The following is a 19,140-nucleotide window of genomic DNA, read 5'->3' as shown; positions in this document are numbered from 1 at the left end:
TGGGAAAACGCTATGCAACTGGTGCTGTTGATCAGGCCAGTTTGGCGGCAGATTTTCGTGCGAGACGAATTTCCGAGAGCGATGCATAACCGGCAAGGAAAGCTGCTTCACATCCATATCGCGCCCGCTGCCTTTTATGAAATGGAGGATCTGGCGGAGGCGTAGCTTGTTGCCGGCCGAGGCGGGCTCGAGCACCCGCAAGAGATAATCGACGATCTCTACCAGGCCTTGTCCACGGCCGAATGATGGAATTATCCAGCGCATGGTGCGGCATGCACCATGCCGATGCCAGAAGATCTGGACGCTCGACAAGCACCTTTCTTCAAACATTTCCCGAACCACCCGCCCAGCGCAAAGCCTCCCCATGAGAAAAGAGCATCCCATGTCTTTCACGCCATTGATTGCCCCGAGATCAAGGCCCGCTACCGGGATTTTCATCTGATCAGCATTGTGGTGCGGAACGCTGAAATCGACGTGCCGGATGCACAGGCGTTGAACGACACGATTGCGGCGGCGGAACAGGCGGCGCTTCGCGATGACGCCCAAAGGGACGCGCATCTTGCGGCGTGGGCCGTTGCCTACGAGGCTTTCGGCACAAGGCCAATCGAACGCCGTGCTCGGCCGCCGCGCTTCTCAAGCGGGTGCGGAAAGATGGCTCTCTCCCGCGGATATCCCCACTGGTTGATGCCTACAATGCCGTCAGCGTGTTGTATGGCGTTCCGATTGGCGGGGAGGATCTCGATCTCTACCAGGGGGTCCCGAGACTTTTAATTGCGAAGGGAGCGGAGCCATTCGACACGATCGAGCAAGGTGAAATGGTAACCGAGCATCCTGAACCGGGCGAAGTCATCTGGTGCGATGATGCCGGTGTCACGTGCCGCCGCTGGAACTGGCGGCAGGGGCGGCGCACCATGGTCACGGTCGATACCCGCGCCATGTGGCTCGTGCTGGAAGCCCTCGGCCCAATGTCAGCTAAACAGATGACGGCCACCGGAGAGCATCTGATGGGACTTATCCAAGCGTTGTGCCCGGGTGCGCGAATCGAAACCGCGCGGATCGACGAGTCCACTACATCTCGTGTTCCTTAGGGCATGGCCCCATCTTTCGGAGAAACACCCCACTCAGCCCTGTCCGGATCTGGCGCTCCTTGCTCGCTCCGCTGGCCTACACAGTTGATTGCGAACGACCCAGAACGGCTCTCGAAAACGAGCGTCGAACGAAATCAGATCACTGCTTGTTCTCCCTTAGCGTTGTTTGGCGTACTTTTATCGCGATGCCTCCAGTGGGGATGGTCCAAATTGCGCAAGCTCGGTCGAGTGATCGCGGAGAAGCTTAATGTCGACTACATCGAAATTCATGGAGCGGTACGGACAACGGGTGCGAACCCGGGACGTCGTCCCGGTGTCGTCAGGCTCTCCCGTCCGGCTGAGCCTCAGTTTTCTTCACGGCGCGAATACTCCTGAGGCCGCCCGGATTCTCGTTAAGAGACAGCTGCCGCTCAGGACGGCCCACGCGATACTCACGGAGATGGTCGATCACGGCAAGGCGTTCGTGACGGTTCCTTGCGTCGACGACCTATTGGCACTGAAGAATGAACTGTCGTCCGCAGGCGTGATCGCGAAGGTTCATGCGCCGCGGCCGATAAGTGTTCGCGAAGTCCGGGATCGCACGAAGCTCTCTCAGGAGGCATTCTCCGTGAGGTATGGCCTCGATCTGGCAACGCTTCGAAACTGGGAGCAAGGTCGCTCGAAACCGGATGCAGCGGCGAATACTCTCCTTTGGACCATCGCCCGGAATCCGGAAGCAGTCGAAGAATCGCTGGACATGGAGGACGGAGTGGCTGCCCCTTCGCCCTAAGGGGGCCGATCACTTCGGCGCGCGGCAATTCGGCCGCCAGCGCGATGGCCGGCCGCCGCGCGGTATCGACAGCGCGCGAGCCTCATGCGTCAGACGCCTTCCTTGGCATGTCGCACGCCAGATCCCAAACATGATTCCATCGCAACGAGCTGGTGACGGAAGCAGTGTCTGCACTTTGGAAACGAGCCATTTGCGTTCTCATGGACGTCGCGACTCGTCTCGTCCAGTAAAAGTCGCAATCATTGTCAATTGCGATGTTCCGCAGTCAGCCGGCCGTTTATTTTCCTAAGATCTGCGTTATAGGCCGGGGTGTTGTCGCCGTTTCGGCGGGTAAGATGGGATAGGCGACCTCGGGTGCCTTTCCGGTCAGCGAGTTGAGGAAGGCAACAAGCAGGTCGACTTCTTCGTCCGCCAGTACCACGCCAAGCTGGGTGGTTCCCATGATGGCAACGGCCTGTTTCAGATCCCAAACCTTGCCCGAATGAAAGTATGGCGCGGTGAGTGCAACGTTGCGCAGCGGCGCCACGCGGAAAACATAGGAATCGTCGGCTGCATTGGTGACCGCAAATCGGCCCTTGTCTTTTTCCGGCAGGACCTCGGCGCTGGGCTGTTCCACGAGGCCGAATGGGTAATAGGCTTGCCCACCAACGTTGATACCGCCATGGCAGGACGAGCAGCCTTTGTCCATGAAAAGCGCCAGGCCCTGTTTCTGTTCGGAAGTCATGGCGGCGTCATCGCCATTCAGGAAACTGTCGAAGGGGGCCGGCGTGACCAGTGTCGCCTCGAAGGCTTCGATTGCCTTGGCGAGGTTGTCGAAGGTGACCCGATCGGCTTCAGCCGGAAAAGCTGCATCGAACCACTCGACATATTGCGGCATGGACTTGAGCGTGGTGATGACTTGGCCCGGTGTATTGGCCATTTCGATCCCGGCTTGGACCGGTCCCTTCGCCTGAGCCTTCAGGTCTTCGGCACGACCATCCCAGAACTGGGCGATGTTGAAGACAGCGTTCAGTACAGTCGGCGCGTTGCGCTGTCCCTTCTGCCAACCATGGCCGATCGAGGTTTCGTGATTGTCGTCGCCGCCGGTGGCCAGGTTGTGGCACGAGTTGCACGACAAGACGCCTGACGCAGAGACGCGTGGATCGAAGAACAGTGCCTTGCCGAGAGCGATCTTTTCCGGGGTGATCGGGTTGTTGGCGACTGCCGGCGTGGTGGGTGGCAAAGCCTTGAAAGTGGCCATTGCCGTTTCTCTGAGGTCTGCGGGGATCGAATCCGCAGCAAAGGCGGTGGCCGTCAGCAAGGGGACAGCCATCGTACTGAATAGGATTTTCATAAATGATCTCGCTGCGTCGTGCACGCAGCCACTCTGGGATATGCGGCTCATGAACGCCCTGCGCTAGATCAGTTGCGGGAGAGGACCGGGGGTCTGACACCTGTTTTTGCGGCAGAGCTTGGACCGTCCCGGAATTGAACGCTCTTCTCGATTGGATTTTGGGAGGCGGAGGATCGCTGCTCGGCAAGCGGCGGCGCCGGAGCCGTGCTCCGGTTCTCTCTGCGCCTTCAACTATGAAGAAATCGGGGCCACCGTGTCGGATTCGGTTTGGGGCCGGTTATCTGTTCCGCAGCAGGTCCTGCTCGACTTCCGCCTGCCTTCGCCAGATCGACCTTGGCCCAAATCGATCCGCGATAGTGTCTTGTAGCACCTTTGCGGGACGATCTTATTTCGACTGTAGAGGGCCGTTTGGGGTGAGCAGAATTACACGAATTTCAGAGGCGCCCGAGTAGCTGTTTTAATTAGCTTGTAGGCCTCCATAGAGCGAATATTGGCAGACGACGGAGCACAATTTTGGCTTCGTTTATCATCTTGCTTCGATGGGACAACTGCTTTGCAATCATTACACGGTAATTTACCATCATGAATTTGAGAGAACCAAGTCCCACGCAGTGGTTTCACATCGAAAACATTGCAGTCCTGCCGCGAGAAGCTGATTTACAAATACAACAAGATGATTAATATCGCCATAGGGCGCAAAATATTGTTTGTTCGCTATAGTACGCTCCAGATGCCGGCGAAATCTGGATACAATAACCTCGTCGGCCTACCCGCTCCAGCCTCACACGACTGCGACGCCTATACTTGCGCTTTTCCACTGTCCGACATGCAGGCAGCGAGCCATTGCATCGCGGAGGTTGCATCTTCCAATATGACGACCTGTTTCGCAAAGCGGAAAAAACTCTTGCGCGCTGCGCTCGCAGGTTTTCTTCCGTTGTATGCATCAAAGCACGCCCTGAGGGCGGCTTCGTGGATCCGGTCTCTGCGATCTTGTGGCCATTCGTTGAGAAAATCGATAGCATCCGCAGGACGGGCAATCTCTTGCACGATGTGCGCTGCACGCCTTACGAAAGTGGGCTGCTGAAAGTTCCTGAGCTCATTCGTTCCTCCCGACCTGCTTATTTTGCGTGAACAGGCGCCTCCTCTACACCCGCCCACCATTGCGGAATGTGTTGTCACCGCGATAGCGGTTCAATAGCAAAGCAGCGGCGTGATGTCCTCGGTTTACCAGCGGGCCAATCCCTAACATCCTGCTGCGAGAGCGGCTCACCGGATGAATCTACATCGTTTCGACCATTGCGAATCAACGCTTGATAGTTCCTCCACGCGCCACCAGGAAGCGGCCACTGCTCTGCCACCGACTTCACAGCCAAAGAGAGGATGGCGAACAGAAACAGCCCGCTTCGTTTCGAGATTACTGGTCGTCTGGCGCAAAGCTTACGGCCGAGACGCGCCTGAAAATGCGCAAGCACCGCGGCAGGTCGCCAACAATGGAACGCATCAACGGTCATGACGGCGCGATACCGCGCTATAGATCTCGCTGCTGGACGAGCATCGCAATAATCCTGTCGAGACCTTGGTTGCTTTCAGCGGCGACCGCCACTATGAAGCGACGCTTCGCCGACTGTGTTTCACGCCGCCTGGAGAGTTTCATGACAGAAGAAGCCGAAAAAAACATCGACACCCTCATCGAGCTCACGGCCGATGTCGTCTCAGCCTATGTCTCCAACAATCCGATCCCGGTGGGGGATCTCCCTGCCCTCATCGGCCAAGTGCACGCGGCTCTGAAAGGGACGGCGGAAGGTGTCTCTGCAAAAGAGCCGGTTGCCCTTACGCCTGCAGTCCCGATCAGGAAGTCGGTGACACCGGACTACATCATCTCCCTTGAAGACGGGAAGAAATTCAAATCGTTAAAGCGCCATCTGTCGACCCACTATGGGCTGACGCCGGATGGATATCGGGCCAAATGGGGCCTGCCGGCGGATTATCCCATGGTCGCGCCGAACTACGCCGCGGCGCGCTCGTCATTGGCCAAGACAATGGGGCTCGGCCGCAAACCGAAAGCGCCGGAAGCGCCGGAGCCGGCGCCCACGAAGCGAACCCGCAAGAAGGTCGCGGCTTGATTTCGGCAATTGAGATTCGTTCTGGAGCGTTGCAGCCATCGGCTTAATCTGCGCGTCATATAAAAAGGCGGGGCCAACCCCGCCTTCCTTTCAAACAACTTTGTTTCATGAGGAATTCGCGACGCCTGCAGCAATCTGCTGCCCTCAGTTTTTGCTCGCTCCTATCGAGCGGCCGTGAGGACCTCCGGACCTACGCGCCCACTCTTGCCAAGACGCAGGAGAAAATTTCAACCAGCTTTGCTGAGGCTGCCAGCGGAGGATTTGCCGGTGCGGCGATCCTGCTCGATCTCATAGTTGATCTTCTGGCCGTCAGCGAGGGTCGAGAGGCCCGCGCGTTCGACAGCGGAAATGTGGACGAAAACATCCGGACCGCCATTGTCGGGCTGGATAAATCCAAACCCCTTGGTGCTGTTGAACCACTTTACCGTTCCAGTCGGCATATACGTGTTCCTCCTTAACAATTGCAACGTGGGCAGGCCATCAGGCCTGCCCGACTCATAGCCGAGACTTGGGCGCAGCAAAAAGCGAAAAATTGTTAAACCCCGATCATCTGGCGCACTCCATTTTGGCCGAAGTCGCCAGCAAGCACTGTCCTACACTACCGCTCGAGCGTGGCCGGAAGCGCCCGGATCCTTCCAACGCTCCTCAGCCCCACGTCTACGGCTGGTGCTTGGAGGCACGGGACGTAAGGCCGACCGCTGCTCGTGCCGCCAGGTCAAAGGCCGGGTAGTTCACGGAGCTACCTTCGTGCATAACGGCTTGGCAAGCGCTTGAAGGAGTTTCGAATTGGATTGTTTCAAGAGGGTCGAGGGGTTGATCGATGCCACCAGCGTGGAAGCGATCGATAACGCGCGCGTTTTGCTGGACCAGTTCAAGGGCAAGTCAGAAACAATCGCCCAAGCGATCGACGACTTCCTACTTGATTTCATGACCTTGCTGTTTGTGGTAGAAGCTACCCGCGAGCGGATTCCACAATCCGGCGAGGCGGTTGGCGCGTATCAGATTGAGCAGGATCAGGCTGTTACTCACCCGATGCTCTTGACCTAAGGGACCACGCCGCCAGGGATGCGTTTGCAGCCGCAAAGAAGGCAAAATCTGTTCGCCGGCAAACCGAGCACAGCCAGTCGGTATTTACGCAGATGAATTCGACCGCGACCGCCAAATTCTCCTGTTTGGTACCCAGCGACGACGGCAAGCGCGGACAGCTTCCGTGCTGCTGTCCTCCAGCGACAAACGTGCCTGCATGCCCCTCTACGGCGAGCTCGACGGTTGTTTCTTACGTCTGACCAAGGTCCCGCGCAAACACTCCCCTTTCCTTTCGCGCAGCAACTCATCAGGCTCAACGGCCTCGCGGCAGGCGCATTACGCCAGAAGCGCGACCGCATCGTTTTTTCCCGCCCGAGTCCTACGATCTTCGTTGTCCAGCGCCTCGCCGATGTCGCCCAAGTTGCCGATTTTTGGATCAGATCCGTCCTAGCGCGAGCAGGCTCCGCGCTCGAGTTGGCTGGGCTGCTCACGCCTCTGCCCTTCAGCATCGACCCGGTCTGGCTGTCGAGGACAGGGTTCCGCTGCGGCGACCAACATCTCCATTCTCACCGTCAGTGCAGCGGCCATTCGAAGCGCATCCTATACCCCTCCCCGGCAGCGCGCCCAATCGTCTTCCGAACGAAGAAGATATTCTCAGCCGCGCGCGTCGCGTTCGGCCCTGTCCGATGTCCGACAATGTCGGATGCGCAACATGGCAGAGCCCGATTTGTCCACTGCCTCGAACGGTTTTCTGATCTGGCACGGTGCATGCTTGGTCATCCGCAAGGCGTCGCGGACCAAGGAGAATCCGTCCCATGATCACCTCACCAAGAAATACCGCCGCAGGTCTCCTGGGTCCATCCAAAGATGAGGCTCGGGTAAGGCCTGGCTCCATGAAGAGCTTATTCATCTGGCTCGGCGCTACCCGCCGATCCTCCCACGCGGGGAGACGGGGACGCAGCGCCTTCATCAAAATTAGGGACAAATCACTTTGCCTCGAACCTTGCCTTTCGACCAGCCACCACAACCGGAGCCATCGATCGTCCGCCTGGCTGCGCAACGCGTTCATTGCCACCGCGCTGGCCCTGGTGACGACCGCTCCGGCTCTGGCCGCCACTGCCGGCGGCAAGGTGACGGATTTTCTGCTCGACAACGGCATGGAAGTGGTCGTCATCCCCGATCACCGCGCGCCGATCGTCACTCATATGGTCTGGTACAAGATCGGCAGCGCCGACGAGCCACCCGGCAAATCCGGCCTTGCCCATTTCCTCAAGCATCTGATGTTCAAGGCGACGACCAACCACGCCGCCGGCGAGTTCGACCGAGCCGTCTCAGCCATCGGCGGCTACAATAACGCCTTCACCGCGTATGACTACACCACCTTCCTCGAGACGGTGGCGCCCTCGGCGTTGGGTGAGATGATGGGCTTCGAGGCCGATCGCATGTTCAACCTCATCCTCAACGACGATGATATCAAGACCGAGCGCGACGTGATCCTGGAGGAGCGCCGTTGGCACAGAGAGACGAACCCGCATGCTCTGCTGGACGAGGAGGTCAACGCGACGTTGCGGCAGAACCAGCCCTACCGCATTCCGGTCATCGGCTGGATGCAGGAGATGGAGAAGCTGAACGGCACCGACGCATTCACCATCTACAACAAATACTACCGACCGAACAACGCCGTGCTGGTGGTGGCCGGCGACGTAGAGCCTGAGACGGTGAAGGCGCTGGCCGAGAAGACCTATGGCAAGGTTGTGCGCGGGCCGGACCTGCCCCCGCGCAACCGTCCGGTCGAGCCGGAGCAGAACACCAGGCGCACAGTGACGCTGACCGATGCGCGCGTTTCGGTGCCGAGCTTTTCCACTCAATGGGTGGTGCCGTCCTATCATACGGCAGAGCCCGGCGAGGCCGAGGCGCTCGACCTGCTGGCCGAGATCCTCGGCGGCGGTAACCGCAGCCGGCTATATCAGGAGCTTGTCGTCAAGCAAGGCATAGCCTCGGCGGCCGGCGCCTCCTTTCAGGGCACCATGCTAGACGACACCAATTTCACCATCTCCGGCTCGCCGCGCGGCGATGCAAAGCTCGTCGATCTCGAAGCGGCGGCCGTTGCCGAAGTCGCCCGGATCGCCAAGGATGGCGTCACCAGCGACGAGCTGGACAAGGCCAAAGACCGCTATATCCGCTCGGTGATTTTTGCGCACGACGAGCTGGACCATATCGCCAACATTTATGGCAAGACGCTCACCACCGGTGGCAATGTGAAGGACGTGCTCGAGAGGCCGGACCGCGTCCGCAAGGTCACCACCGACGAGGTCAAGGCGGTCGCCGCGCGTTATCTGGCGCTCGACCATTCGACCACAGGCTATCTTTTGCCGCAGCAACAGGCGGGGAATTGATCATGAGCTCCATCCCCATGCAAATGCGCCGGCCGGTCTTCCCTCGGCGCGCCTTCGCCACCCTGTTCCTCTCCATCCTCTTTCTCGTCTTGCGGGCGCTCGCCGGCTAAACGGGATCTGTTTAAAGCCGCGAGGAGCGGTTTTCGCGGGCCTTGCCAGGCATTTGCCGGTTCAGGCGTCATTATTGGGGTGCGCTCCTCCTCAGGCCAGCCTCTCTTCGAGTCGATAGAGTCGCCGATTCGTGGTCCGCAGATTGTAGGCGCAGGCCACCAGCATCCACTCCGCGCGGCTGGCGAAGCCGATGTCCGTTGTTCAATCGTTCGACTAGTAGAACCGCGAGGCATCTCCTAGCGTATTCAGGTATTCTCCCTTTCCAGTTGGGTACCGTGGTCTACCAGCTGTCTGGCCGAGGCCCTATAAGGAACCCGGACGTCGCGGAGTACACACCGCACCTGCTATATATACCTGCTGCGTTGAGGAGGAATCCGGTATTGCCCCTGTGCCTGCCGATGATCCGTCACCTGAGATGCCCTGACCTGTTTGGACCCATTGATCGCCTGCCGGCACTTGGCACGCGGACTAGCGAGCGGATATTCGAGGTCCTCAACCCGTCGACTGGCGAAGTGCTGGCAGAACTACCCGACATGGGTGTCGAGGAGACATGCGCTGCGATCGACAAGGCCTATGTCGCTCAGCCTGGATGGGCAGGGTTGACCGCACGTGAGCGCAGCGACGTTCTATGGCGATGGCATCAGTTGATCATCGACCACGCCGACGATCTCGCCGAGATCCTCACCGCCGAGATGGGCAAGCCGCTTGCAGAAGCCAAGTCGGAGACATCCCATGCTGCGGCGTACCTGCAATGGTACGCCGAGGAGGCCAATCGCGTCTATGGCGAGACGATCTCCGCACCATCGATGGACCGCCGAATGCTGGTAATCAAGCAGCCCATCGGAGTTGTTGGCACGATAACGCCATGGAATTTCCCGGCCTCGATGGTGGCGCGCAAAATCTCGCCAGCCTTGGCGGCGGGCTGCACGATCGTCCTCAAGCCCGCTGAACAGACGCCGCTCGTGGCGGGAGCAATGTTCGCCCTCGCCCATCAGGCTGGCTTTCCCGAAGGCGTCGTCAACCTGATCTATGCGTCCGAAGGTGACGCGGTCGGCCGCGAACTTTGTACCAATCCCAAGGTCCGCAAGATCAGCTTCACCGGGTCGACTGAGATCGGGCGCCTTCTCATGCGCCAGTGCTCGGACCAGATCAAAAAAGTCAGCCTTGAGCTCGGCGGCAATGCACCTTTCATCGTCTTCGATGATGCCGATATCGATGCCGCGGTTGACGGTGCGATCCAGGCGAAGTTCCGCAATGCCGGCCAGACCTGCGTTTCGGCGAACCGCCTTTACGTCCAGTCGGGCGTTCACGACGAGTTCGTCGAGAAATTCGTGCAACGGGCTCGCCAACTTCAAGTTGGTGACGGTTTCGCTCCCGGAGTGGACATCGGACCGCTCATCGACAAGCACGCTTTGGCCAAGATCGAATCCCATATTGCCGATGCCGTCGCCAAAGGCGGCGCAATTCAATGCGGGGGCAAACGTATCGGCACGAATGGCACGTTTTTCCAACCGACAGTCCTGACCGGTGTCTCCAGCGAGATGACCGTCGCGCAAGAAGAGACATTCGGGCCGCTGGCACCGATTATTCGCTTCAAAGATGCGGATCAGGTCGTGCGTGAGGCCAACGACACGATTTACGGCCTCGCGGCCTACTTTTATGCCTCCAACCTGAAGCGTGTCTGGCGTGTGGCCGAGGCCTTGGAATATGGAATGGTCGGGGTAAATACCGGCCGGATGTCTTCAGAAGCGGCGCCGTTCGGTGGGATAAAACAGTCCGGCATCGGGCGGGAGGGATCCCGCCATGGCCTCGAGGACTACCTCGAAATGAAATATCTCTGCATGGGCGGCATCTGAATTTTCGGCTTGCAGGGTTCACAGACCGGGTAACCTAGCGAGCGATCTCCAAATTGTGAATTGTAGGATCGCTCCTCGATTGGGAACTGAGGGGCGGCTCCGTACCCGAGCAAACACGCAATCCTGAAGGAGCACCCTGGCTGGGTTTATCTCTCGACGAGACAAGCGTCTGCATTGTCGGCGACGACGGCGTGCATGTGACGGAGGATACGCTTGCGAGGGATTTGGCGGCCCTCGCCGAGTATCTTCAGGCGACGGGCTGTCGTTGCGCGGGTCTGGTTGGAAGCTTGTGCACCATCGCGATCGTGAACGCTGGTTGTGCGCAATATCCGGTTTCTGGGGCAGAATTTTGAACCTGCTACCTTCCGATTGTCAGTAGCTCAGTTGTTCTTCGGCCGACTGCCGCGCCAGTACAGGCTCGGACAGAATCGAAGACACCATCAGGCAGGCATTCGCATTCGACATTTCCGGTGATCGGCGCACGATCCAGGGCGCGCCAGGTTGACCAAGCGCCTCGAACGGCATGACAGTCTTGACCGGCTGGAGGACGGAAATCCCGCGATGCCGAAGAGGTTGGTCATCGAAGTCGAGCCCACACGGCATTTGCGGCACGAAACAGCAAGGGCTGGGAAGCGATCGGCCGAACGGTCCTCGAAGGCGCGGGCCAGGGTGTCGACGATGCGTCGGTTCAGGTCCGCCAATCTGGCTCTACCGTCTGATAGCGGCTTCGGTCGCCAGTGACAGCGAGTAAAGATATTTGGCATCATCGGCTTTGATTACCGCGCAGATCTGGTCGAGATTGGGATAGCTCACTGGTGCACCTTTGGGCTCATAGTGCTTCCTCCTCATCCAGATGAGGATTGCCGGATTTGGCGTAGAACACCAACACGGGTCCGAGATCAAAGCGCGTCCCGGGCGCAAGGCGCTGGACGGACCGGGGCCATGTTTCGGTTGAGACGACATCGATGCCTCGCGCCAGCGTTCTGGCGAATCGGGGCATCAGCGGAGCGAGTGTCGGTGCCAGGATCGCAGCGGCCGTCGTCTGAAGGGCTAGGGAAGTCCGATTGCGGGCGGGATAGAAACGTCGCGCCGCCGCATAGTCTTGCGCCCGACGGTAGATCACGCAATCGCGCACGAAATCGCAGACCTGAGCGGCCGCGCGCCGGACCGAGAAGCCTTCGTCCGAATAGGCGCGCTCCATCGCGGCGCGATAGATCTCTATGCGAGCAAAGAAGGCGCGGTCGACCGGGCTCCAGTCGCCTGCATCGGGTACACGGCCGGCAAAATCCTGCTTGATTTCCTGGTTCAACGCATCGAGCCAGTTCAGCCAGATCCCTTGGAACACCTCGTTCTCGGTGCGGCGCAGCGCGTCCAGGGTGAAATCCGTCCGCTCACCTTCCGGGCGTGTCAGGCCCAAATGGAGGCGCACGACGTCGACTGTCTTTGGGCTCAGAACCTCCTTGCCCCAGACCGCATGGCGGCAGCTGGTTGAGAACTTCTTGCCGTCGAGCAGGTAGAACTCGTTGACGTGATAGTGGATGCGTGGCGTCCAGTTGGAGAGGACCTCGGCGTAAAGAGCGGGGTAGAGTAGCGCGTGGTAGAACGAATTGTCGAAGCCGAAGAAATGGACAATCTGCCAGTCGTTGCCGGGCATCTCCGCCTTCCAGTCGCGACCCAGCAAGCGGCCGAGCGCCTGAATGTTGTAAAGAAAACCGAAGGCCATTTCCGGCCAGACCCAGATCACTTGCCCCGGGAACCCTTCGGCCGGCAGGCCCCAGTCCGAGGGGTGGGTAATGGGCACTGAAAAGTTGCCACGTCGGCGTAGGCGCGCGAAGAGATCCAAGATCCGTAGCGGGACGCCCGACGCCCTTAGATGCCGGTCGATATTGTCGTAGCATCGGTCCAAGGCAAGTTCCGGGCGGCGGACGGAGCCGACCAACGGCGCCTCGGCAGACTGCCGTGACCGGGCTGCGCCCAAGTCGTGGCAAAGGTTTGGGGCGCCGCATTCCTCGCAGATGTTGCCACCGGCGGAGCCGCCGCAATCGGGGCAAAGGCCGCTAACATCCGGCTCGTAAAGATAGTGGCCTGTCACAGCATCGAAAAGCGCAGGGCTCTGGCGCAGATCTACCGCCGTGCTGCTCAGAAGACTGCGGAAACACGCGGCTTGAAACTCGCCGTAACCGTCATCGCCCATTGTGGGTTGGAAGTTGTGGACGTCACAATCGAGAAGTGCAAGCGTGGCGCGAATCTCGTCGGCGTAGTAGTGCGCCACGTTTGCAGGCGTCGATTGATCGGCATCGGCGCGTGTCGCGACGTAGCTCTGGTTGTCATCGCTTCCAGTGAGGTGATATGCTTCGACTCCTTTCATGCGCAGGAAACGAGTATAGACATCAGCGCCGAAATAGGGGCCAGAAAGATGCCCTAAATGCAGATCGCCATTAGGCGTCGGCGGCGTGGAGAAGACGAAGATCGGCCCGCGTGGAGCCGTGGTCTTTGCAGCGGCATCAAGGGCGGCCTCGCCGTCTCGCCAGTAGACATCGACGAAATCTAGGTCTTCGTTTCCGTCGTTGCGCAGCACATGCGCTTCAAAAGGGTGGAACAGAACGACATCGCCCGCCTCGACCGAGATTTCCCCAAGGTCGGTCCTGACCTTGCCCGATCCTGACAGGATCACAAAGGCCTCGATTTCGTCGTGCCGATGGGGCTCGGATGTAACGCCCGGTGCCACCCTACCGAACGAAAACCCCGTGCCGGCGCTTCCCGTTCCAAGCGTGGCCATGTTGATACCGAACGCCCGGGACAGCGTCGTTCGAGAAAGCGCAGATTTCCGCATGACAAACCTATAGCAGTTGAAAGAGTGGCATCTCCCGATGCCAACGCAACAGCCTCTTGTGCAAGTTGCGCAGAGAAGCGGCAGCCCAACCCGTTGGCGGCCCCGGCCAGAATAATGCGGCTCTGGGCCGCCAGGCGGGCGACGAGGGGGGCGCCAGTCGGGCTGTAGGCGTCATAGAAGACCGCCCTGCGACCACCTCCACAATCCACGTGCCGAAGCGTCGTAACGGGCTGCGGTCGATGCTCCGCGAGCCCGCAAATCAGAACGCCATACTCTCTGCGCATTTTTGAGCGGTCGATCAGTTTCGTGTGCATGCCTCCGCCTGGCTGCGTGAGCTCAATCGCGATAGAAAATGCCATTTGGGGGCTTGAGTTTGTCGAGATCGGCCACTTTGCCCTCGGGCGGGTTAAGGGCACGCTTAAGCACGTTATATTCAGCGCGGGTCGGTCCACCGGTTGAAGCACGCTGGAATACCAAGTAGAGTGTCCGCCGCGAACGATTGCTTTTGTTCGGTCGTGAGTAGTGCGGTGCGTAATCGTCGAAGATGAAGATGTCGCCAGCCTTCCATACTACGGGTTCCCAGGAGAACATTTCGGCGACTTGAGGATCGATCACCCCACCGGCATCCATGGGAAACACCCCCTTCTTGTGGTTGCCGGGGCTGAAGAAAAGCCCGCCGTTTTCCGGGTCGGAGTCGTCGATGCCTATGGCAACCACCGCATGGACCATCCGGTCGGGGAGTTTGTGTGGAATGTGATAAATGTCCTGATGCGGGAGATAGCCGCCGCTGTCGGGGTAGTGGAAAATCAGCAACTCCTTGAGCCTGCGCGAATCTTCGCCAAGCAAATCCTCGACCGCTGACTTTATGCGCTGATCTTCTAAGAGCAAACGACGCAATGGATCATGGAACTCGATAAAATTCTCGATCTTGGAGATGATCTTTCGATTGTCCGTCGTCTTCTCGAACCACATGAGCCATTTATCATCGCTGACATCCCAGCGTGACATATCATCGGCAAAAGTAGAGATATCTTCCTGAGCCGCTGGAGCGAAGAATCTTTCGAGCCTGACGTATCCGTCTTTCTGCCACTTTTCTCTTTGTGCATCAGTCAACATGCGAAAAGCCTCCTGTTGGAAAGACTGGTTGGTCGGACATCCCAATTAGGGAGTCGGGCGCTGCTCAAGTTGCGGGTCCACGGAGACGGACTCACGTCATGTGGGACGGCGATGCTAAATGCGTTCCGCTCCGGCGGATATTGTCCGCAGAAGCTCGGCGCGAGACTGCCTATGTCAGGCTCAGCCGGGTCCAGGGGTTCCGTAAACTGGGCTGGATCAATCGCTTCACCCGGTCCAGCCACGACACGCATCGCTAAAGGCCGGCACCATCCGCTGACCGCCGACCCAGCGCACGGCCGCCAAGACCACGGCGCTCTTTCGAGTGAGCGACCTGGTACGGTCTTGACAACCGTAGGGGACATGCACGCCCCCAGAATAATGCGATGCGCCGCTTGGTCCAAGCGCTTGTTCGGTCACGATGATTTCGGAGAAGCCCCCGGCCTTCGCCGCAGCGGAGGCGGACATCATTCCTAGGATGCCACCGCCGATGATCAAAAGTCTACGAGTCATATCCCGCTGCCCATTTCTTCGGCTGCGGGGGCGGGCCAGCTCTCGATCGAGGTATGGCTGATGAAGCCAGGATGCTCGGGGTTCGCGCATGGCGCGCGCCCAAGAAGGCTATCGAGGATGCGGCGCGCGCGCCAGGCCAGCAGGCTTAGGTTCGGATCGGCCAGGCCGCGCTGCCCGAGGCTCGCGTTTTGTACGAAGATGCGTCTGTCACGCGGTCCGTCCCAGCTCACCGAAAAATCCTCTCGAATAGCTAATTCATTGTCGATCTGCTCCAGCCGGTGCGCGATGGGTTCCAAGAAGTCTGGCACCGCGTTCTCGTAGCCGGTAGCCAGGATGACGATGTCGGCCGTGACTTCTTCGACCTCGACCATGCCGTGCTGCAGGGTCAGCCTGTGACCCGCGCCGGCGTTGATGCAGTGCGAGACGGTGCAGCCCGGCCGCAGTGTGATGTAGGATCGGTTTGGCTCGAAAAATGCGTGGCGGTACAGCGCCTGATAGATCGCGCGCAACGTGCTTTCCGAAATGCCGTCCGAGGCAAGCACGAAACGCCGCAGGAGCAGCTTACGCTGCGACTCGCTCATCGCCGCGAAACGATCCGAAAAGCAGGGCATGAACAACTCGTTTGTGAACGGGCTGTCGTCGAGAGGTAGGTAGTTCTCACGCTGCGAGACCCAAGTGATCGAGGCAGGCCGCCGTTCTTTCGGCAGGCCGACGAGGTGCAACATCACCTCGGCTCCCGACTGGCCTCCGCCAACCACGCAGACATGCTTTCTCCGCACCTCAGGATGGATGTGCAGTAAAACCGATGAGTGGAACAGGTTGCGCCCAGTCCAGCCCTGAAACTGAGGCGGAATTTGCGCCTGCTTGCCAATGCCGACCACGACGTTTCTGGCGCCGAGAACCGCCTTATCCGTCCGCACCCGAAACTCGCCGTCAAAGCGGATTTCGCGCACCGTCTCGCCGCCACGCACAAGTGGGTTCCTGTGGAAGGCCCAGTTCAGGTATTGTTCGAACTCAACTCTGAGCACGGCTTCGAACCGTGCGTTCAGGAAGTGATACAGACGCCCGTTCTCGTGCAGGAAGTTTGCGAAAGTGTAGGCTGATCGCGGATTCACCAGCGTGACCAGATCCTTGAAGTGGCTGACCTGGAGCTCCGAGGAATCGAATGCGATGCCTGGATGCCAGCGGAAGTCGACCTGCCGATCCAGGAACAGTGCCCCTTGCCCAACTTGCTCGTGTATCTGACACGCAAGGCTCAAATTAGACGGCCCAGCACCCACCCCAACGCAAGATAACTCCACTTGCTTTCCTCCTATAGAGTCTTCCCGCTAGGCGGCTTGTTCGCGGCGAATATCGGCCATAGCCATTGGGCCCCCTCGCGGACGTTTTCGAGCCCCGGTGCCGACCGGATTTGCGAGAATTGTCCTGCGCGTTCGGGTTGTCGAATGTAGACCCGAGCATTCCAGCGCGGTGACAATCGACGGGTCATACCGGCTAGGTGGGGCAACGACGTATGTCCTTTCCGCCCGTCTGGATGCCCGCGTCGCCATCACGCGAGACGCTTTCCAAGCCCATTCAGGTGTTTGAAGCCGGCGCAATCGCCCGCCTCAACCATGGCGCGCCGGCCTTTCGGCGGCTTGATGGCAGGCGAGAGCGCGGTTTTCACTGCGGCGACGGCATTTTCGGTGCGCATGATCATGGACGACGTCTCGCTGATGCGTTCGCAGAGTCCAATGCATGGGCCGTGCCAGAGAAGGAAACTTTATTTAACAATGGGTTGGCGGATTTGCGATCCTGTCGGAAATCCGACATTGAGGGGGACGCCTCACGGCGACGCCCGATTTGCACGTCGATGTCGCCTTTTTCCGAATAGCTAATCGGGCACTTTCTGCACCAGAATACTTCTCTTATGGAGACCAGCACGAGGTCTTCACGAACGGACAGTGCAGAACCTTGTGTCTCTGCCGGACAGATCGCGATGTGCCTCTCCCATCGAGGTCGGCAGTTGCAAGAGCTGCCAGATCCTTCGCCCTATCGTGCCGTTGCACTGGCTCGATCCCGACATCCTCGGAGGCCGCGATCATGAAGAGTGACGCATCTCATGTCCGCCGCGAGGCCTCTCTCAGGGGGAAGCAATTCTCTACGTTGGTGTCGGATTGATGCTCTTGATGAAATGGTTCCGGATGGGCGTATGCCCAGACCTAAGTGCATCAATGCTTTGCGCGATATGGGACCTTCAACTGGATTGTCGAATCTCTGTAAAGATAGCCGGAAGACAATTGCGTTATGGCCACTCTGCCGGTTTCAAAAGCACGTGCGCCAGTCGGTCCCTGGACTCAATCCAGGCGGAGGGATGAGGCCGCAAAGCAGCCTTTTGCGCGCCCACGGTGGGCCAAGATGGAGCCATCGTAAACGCAGCTATTCGATGATCGCCGCCGCGGAGTCTTCAGGCTGTGCCGCGCCCGACACCGGCGACGTAGTGGTCGTCGATGGCCCCGTCGCCGATGTCGATCCGAAGCTCGGGCAGTTTCGCGGTGAGCTTCACTGCTTATTCCGCAGTGCCCACCGAGTGGCACAGGAGGTTCTATAAGGCGGTCACGGCTGCGTTCGTTGTCGGATCTTCGACGATGTCGGACATGAGACACAGCGCCATCAGGGTGATCGCATTGTGATGAAATGATTTTCTCATTTGGCACGACACCTGCAGCGCAGCCCGCAAAACGCGCTGCGGCACGGAAAGAGGAGAAATCATCCCATGATCATGCGCGCCGAACATGCGGTCGCAGCCGCGAAGCAAACTGGGCATGAGCGCTCCGCCAATATCAAGCAATTCGAGCAAGATTTTTCGTAATTCAGTCCACATTTCTGAAGAGCAAGGAGAGAATATCATGGCGAGAAACCAAATGCGCGCGGCGCGGGGAGTAACAGCGGCCGTTGTCCTCATTGTGATGGGACAGCAGGCCGTCGCGGCAGACCTTGCGCAAGCGGCGAGCGTCCCGCAGGCGGGAGTCTCGGTCACGGAAGCGCCAAGCCCTTGGCAGATCCGCCTGCGTGCGTTGGGGGTCGTCACTGAGGATTCGGGCTACGTCAATGCAGTGCCCGGCTCCGATCTTTCGTATTCGAACACCGTGACGCCGGAACTCGATATCTCCTATTTCTTCACGGACAACATCGCCGCCGAGCTCATACTCGGCACCACCTATGCAAACATCGGGGGCCAAGGTACGATCGGCGGGCTGGGCAATATCGGCCAGGTTTGGCTGCTGCCGCCCACGCTCACATTGCAGTATCATTTTACCGATTTAGGCGCGTTCAAGCCCTATTTAGGCGCCGGCGTGAACTACACAATCTTCTATAACCAGGGTGCCGGCAGTGCCGATGCTCTCAAGGTTAAGAATACGTTCGGCACCGCGCTGCAGGTCGGATTCGACTACATGGTGGATCAGCACTGGGGCGTCAACTTTGACGTGAAGAAGCTTTTCCTCAAGCCAGACTTCGACGTCACGGTCGACGGCGCGAAGCTGACGGGAAAGGCGGAGCTCGATCCCTGGTTGATAGGCGCAGGTGTCACCTACCGCTTCTAACAACGAAAGGTGAAGGCGGCTGCTGATAGCCGATCGGAAATAAGGGCGCCTCGTGCGCCCTTTTTTCCGGTCGTCCCTGCACGGGCGACACTTGAAGAAGCCGTTGTCGACGGGCGGCCGCCCTCCTCCAGCGGACCAAGAAGGTACCCCTGGTCAATGCGGCCTCGACTAACGCCTGAAATGGACGTGCTTAGATGCGCTTCGGATCAGGATGGTTGTTGGGTATTGTTGATGGACTGCCCGGCATCAGTCTCCCGGACGTCATGTCAGAGCTATGCGCCTGCGTAAGGCGAGCACGGAGCTCCCTCGACGCCGACAAGATGCCAGTTGTGTGCGTCAAGTTCTGCAAAATGGCGTGGCATTGCGGTGACGTCGGCGTGTCCGCCGCGCAGCCC

At 59.2% G+C, this 19,140-nt stretch carries 16 protein-coding genes and 1 pseudogene; 8 read left to right on the top strand and 9 right to left on the bottom strand.

Features of this window, described 5'->3' with window-relative positions; all coding sequences use genetic code 11:
* Positions 1–12: 12 nt before the first annotated feature.
* The 3 genes and pseudogenes from X773_RS76765 to X773_RS73890 all read left to right on the top strand — a co-directional run bounded on the left by X773_RS76765 (position 13) and on the right by X773_RS73890 (position 1,857).
* The gene (locus X773_RS76765; RefSeq protein ID WP_023679675.1) at positions 13–165 is read left to right on the top strand and encodes a hypothetical protein; all 153 of its coding nucleotides are present in this window, start codon (positions 13–15) and stop codon (positions 163–165) included.
* Positions 166–549: 384 nt separating this feature from the next.
* Positions 550–959: pseudogene (locus tag X773_RS78465) on the top strand (phenylalanine--tRNA ligase beta subunit-related protein); the annotation flags it as partial.
* A 376-nt stretch (positions 960–1,335) separates the two neighbouring features.
* Positions 1,336–1,857, top strand: a complete 522-nt coding sequence (locus X773_RS73890; protein ID WP_051406236.1) for a transcriptional regulator — start codon at positions 1,336–1,338, stop codon at positions 1,855–1,857.
* A gap of 277 nt (positions 1,858–2,134) precedes the next feature.
* Here the strand turns inward: X773_RS73890 and X773_RS68215 are convergent, their stop codons facing one another.
* Together X773_RS68215 and X773_RS75310 are read right to left on the bottom strand one after the other, a co-directional pair.
* Entirely contained in the window at positions 2,135–3,190 is a 1,056-nt protein-coding gene (locus X773_RS68215) for a cytochrome-c peroxidase (RefSeq protein WP_023679673.1), read from the bottom strand.
* Between the two features lie 798 nt (positions 3,191–3,988).
* Positions 3,989–4,237, bottom strand: coding sequence for a DUF982 domain-containing protein (locus tag X773_RS75310; RefSeq protein WP_245274814.1), 249 nt, complete (start codon positions 4,235–4,237; stop codon positions 3,989–3,991).
* 605 nt (positions 4,238–4,842) lie between these two features.
* Between X773_RS75310 and X773_RS68210 the strand changes: the two genes are divergently transcribed.
* Positions 4,843–5,313 (top strand): MucR family transcriptional regulator, encoded by a 471-nt coding sequence (locus X773_RS68210; RefSeq protein WP_023679671.1) that lies wholly within the window; start codon positions 4,843–4,845, stop codon positions 5,311–5,313.
* Positions 5,314–5,540: 227 nt separating this feature from the next.
* Here the strand turns inward: X773_RS68210 and X773_RS68205 are convergent, their stop codons facing one another.
* On the bottom strand, positions 5,541–5,753 hold the full coding sequence (locus X773_RS68205; RefSeq protein WP_023679670.1) for a cold-shock protein: 213 nt from the start codon (positions 5,751–5,753) through the stop codon (positions 5,541–5,543).
* 373 nt (positions 5,754–6,126) lie between these two features.
* On the opposite strand from X773_RS68205, the gene X773_RS68200 reads away from it, so the two are divergent.
* The 3 genes from X773_RS68200 (at position 6,127) to X773_RS68190 (ending at position 10,702) form a co-directional block, all read left to right on the top strand.
* Positions 6,127–6,360 (top strand): hypothetical protein, encoded by a 234-nt coding sequence (locus X773_RS68200; RefSeq protein ID WP_245274813.1) that lies wholly within the window; start codon positions 6,127–6,129, stop codon positions 6,358–6,360.
* Between the two features lie 872 nt (positions 6,361–7,232).
* Positions 7,233–8,735 (top strand): pitrilysin family protein, encoded by a 1,503-nt coding sequence (locus X773_RS68195; RefSeq protein ID WP_084641661.1) that lies wholly within the window; start codon positions 7,233–7,235, stop codon positions 8,733–8,735.
* Between the two features lie 491 nt (positions 8,736–9,226).
* Positions 9,227–10,702, top strand: a complete 1,476-nt coding sequence (locus X773_RS68190) for an NAD-dependent succinate-semialdehyde dehydrogenase (protein ID WP_023679667.1) — start codon at positions 9,227–9,229, stop codon at positions 10,700–10,702.
* A gap of 372 nt (positions 10,703–11,074) precedes the next feature.
* Here X773_RS68190 and X773_RS76760 read toward each other — a convergent pair whose 3' ends face one another.
* From X773_RS76760 to X773_RS0139330, 6 genes are all read right to left on the bottom strand, one after another.
* The gene (locus X773_RS76760) at positions 11,075–11,227 is read right to left on the bottom strand and encodes a hypothetical protein (RefSeq protein WP_023679666.1); all 153 of its coding nucleotides are present in this window, start codon (positions 11,225–11,227) and stop codon (positions 11,075–11,077) included.
* Positions 11,228–11,531: 304 nt separating this feature from the next.
* Positions 11,532–13,481, bottom strand: coding sequence for a class I tRNA ligase family protein (locus X773_RS68185; RefSeq protein ID WP_245274812.1), 1,950 nt, complete (start codon positions 13,479–13,481; stop codon positions 11,532–11,534).
* 390 nt (positions 13,482–13,871) lie between these two features.
* The gene (locus X773_RS68180; protein ID WP_023679663.1) at positions 13,872–14,651 is read right to left on the bottom strand and encodes a phytanoyl-CoA dioxygenase family protein; all 780 of its coding nucleotides are present in this window, start codon (positions 14,649–14,651) and stop codon (positions 13,872–13,874) included.
* Between the two features lie 506 nt (positions 14,652–15,157).
* On the bottom strand, positions 15,158–16,420 hold the full coding sequence (locus X773_RS68170) for a SidA/IucD/PvdA family monooxygenase (protein ID WP_245274811.1): 1,263 nt from the start codon (positions 16,418–16,420) through the stop codon (positions 15,158–15,160).
* Positions 16,421–16,710: 290 nt separating this feature from the next.
* Positions 16,711–16,860 carry a hypothetical protein gene (locus X773_RS75305; RefSeq protein WP_245274810.1) on the bottom strand — a complete coding sequence of 50 codons (150 nt, stop codon included), beginning with the start codon at positions 16,858–16,860 and terminating at the stop codon, positions 16,711–16,713.
* 885 nt (positions 16,861–17,745) lie between these two features.
* On the bottom strand, positions 17,746–18,000 hold the full coding sequence (locus tag X773_RS0139330) for a hypothetical protein (RefSeq protein WP_031212661.1): 255 nt from the start codon (positions 17,998–18,000) through the stop codon (positions 17,746–17,748).
* Positions 18,001–18,064: 64 nt separating this feature from the next.
* Between X773_RS0139330 and X773_RS68160 the strand changes: the two genes are divergently transcribed.
* A complete protein-coding gene (locus X773_RS68160) occupies positions 18,065–18,745 on the top strand; it encodes an OmpW family protein (protein ID WP_031212658.1) in 681 nt (226 codons plus the stop codon).
* The last annotated feature ends 395 nt before the right edge of the window (positions 18,746–19,140 follow it).

Origin of the sequence: Mesorhizobium sp. LSJC280B00 (genome assembly GCF_000502835.1) — a bacterium.
GTDB lineage: Bacteria > Pseudomonadota > Alphaproteobacteria > Rhizobiales > Rhizobiaceae > Mesorhizobium.
This window is presented reverse-complemented; position numbering and strand designations above follow the sequence as displayed.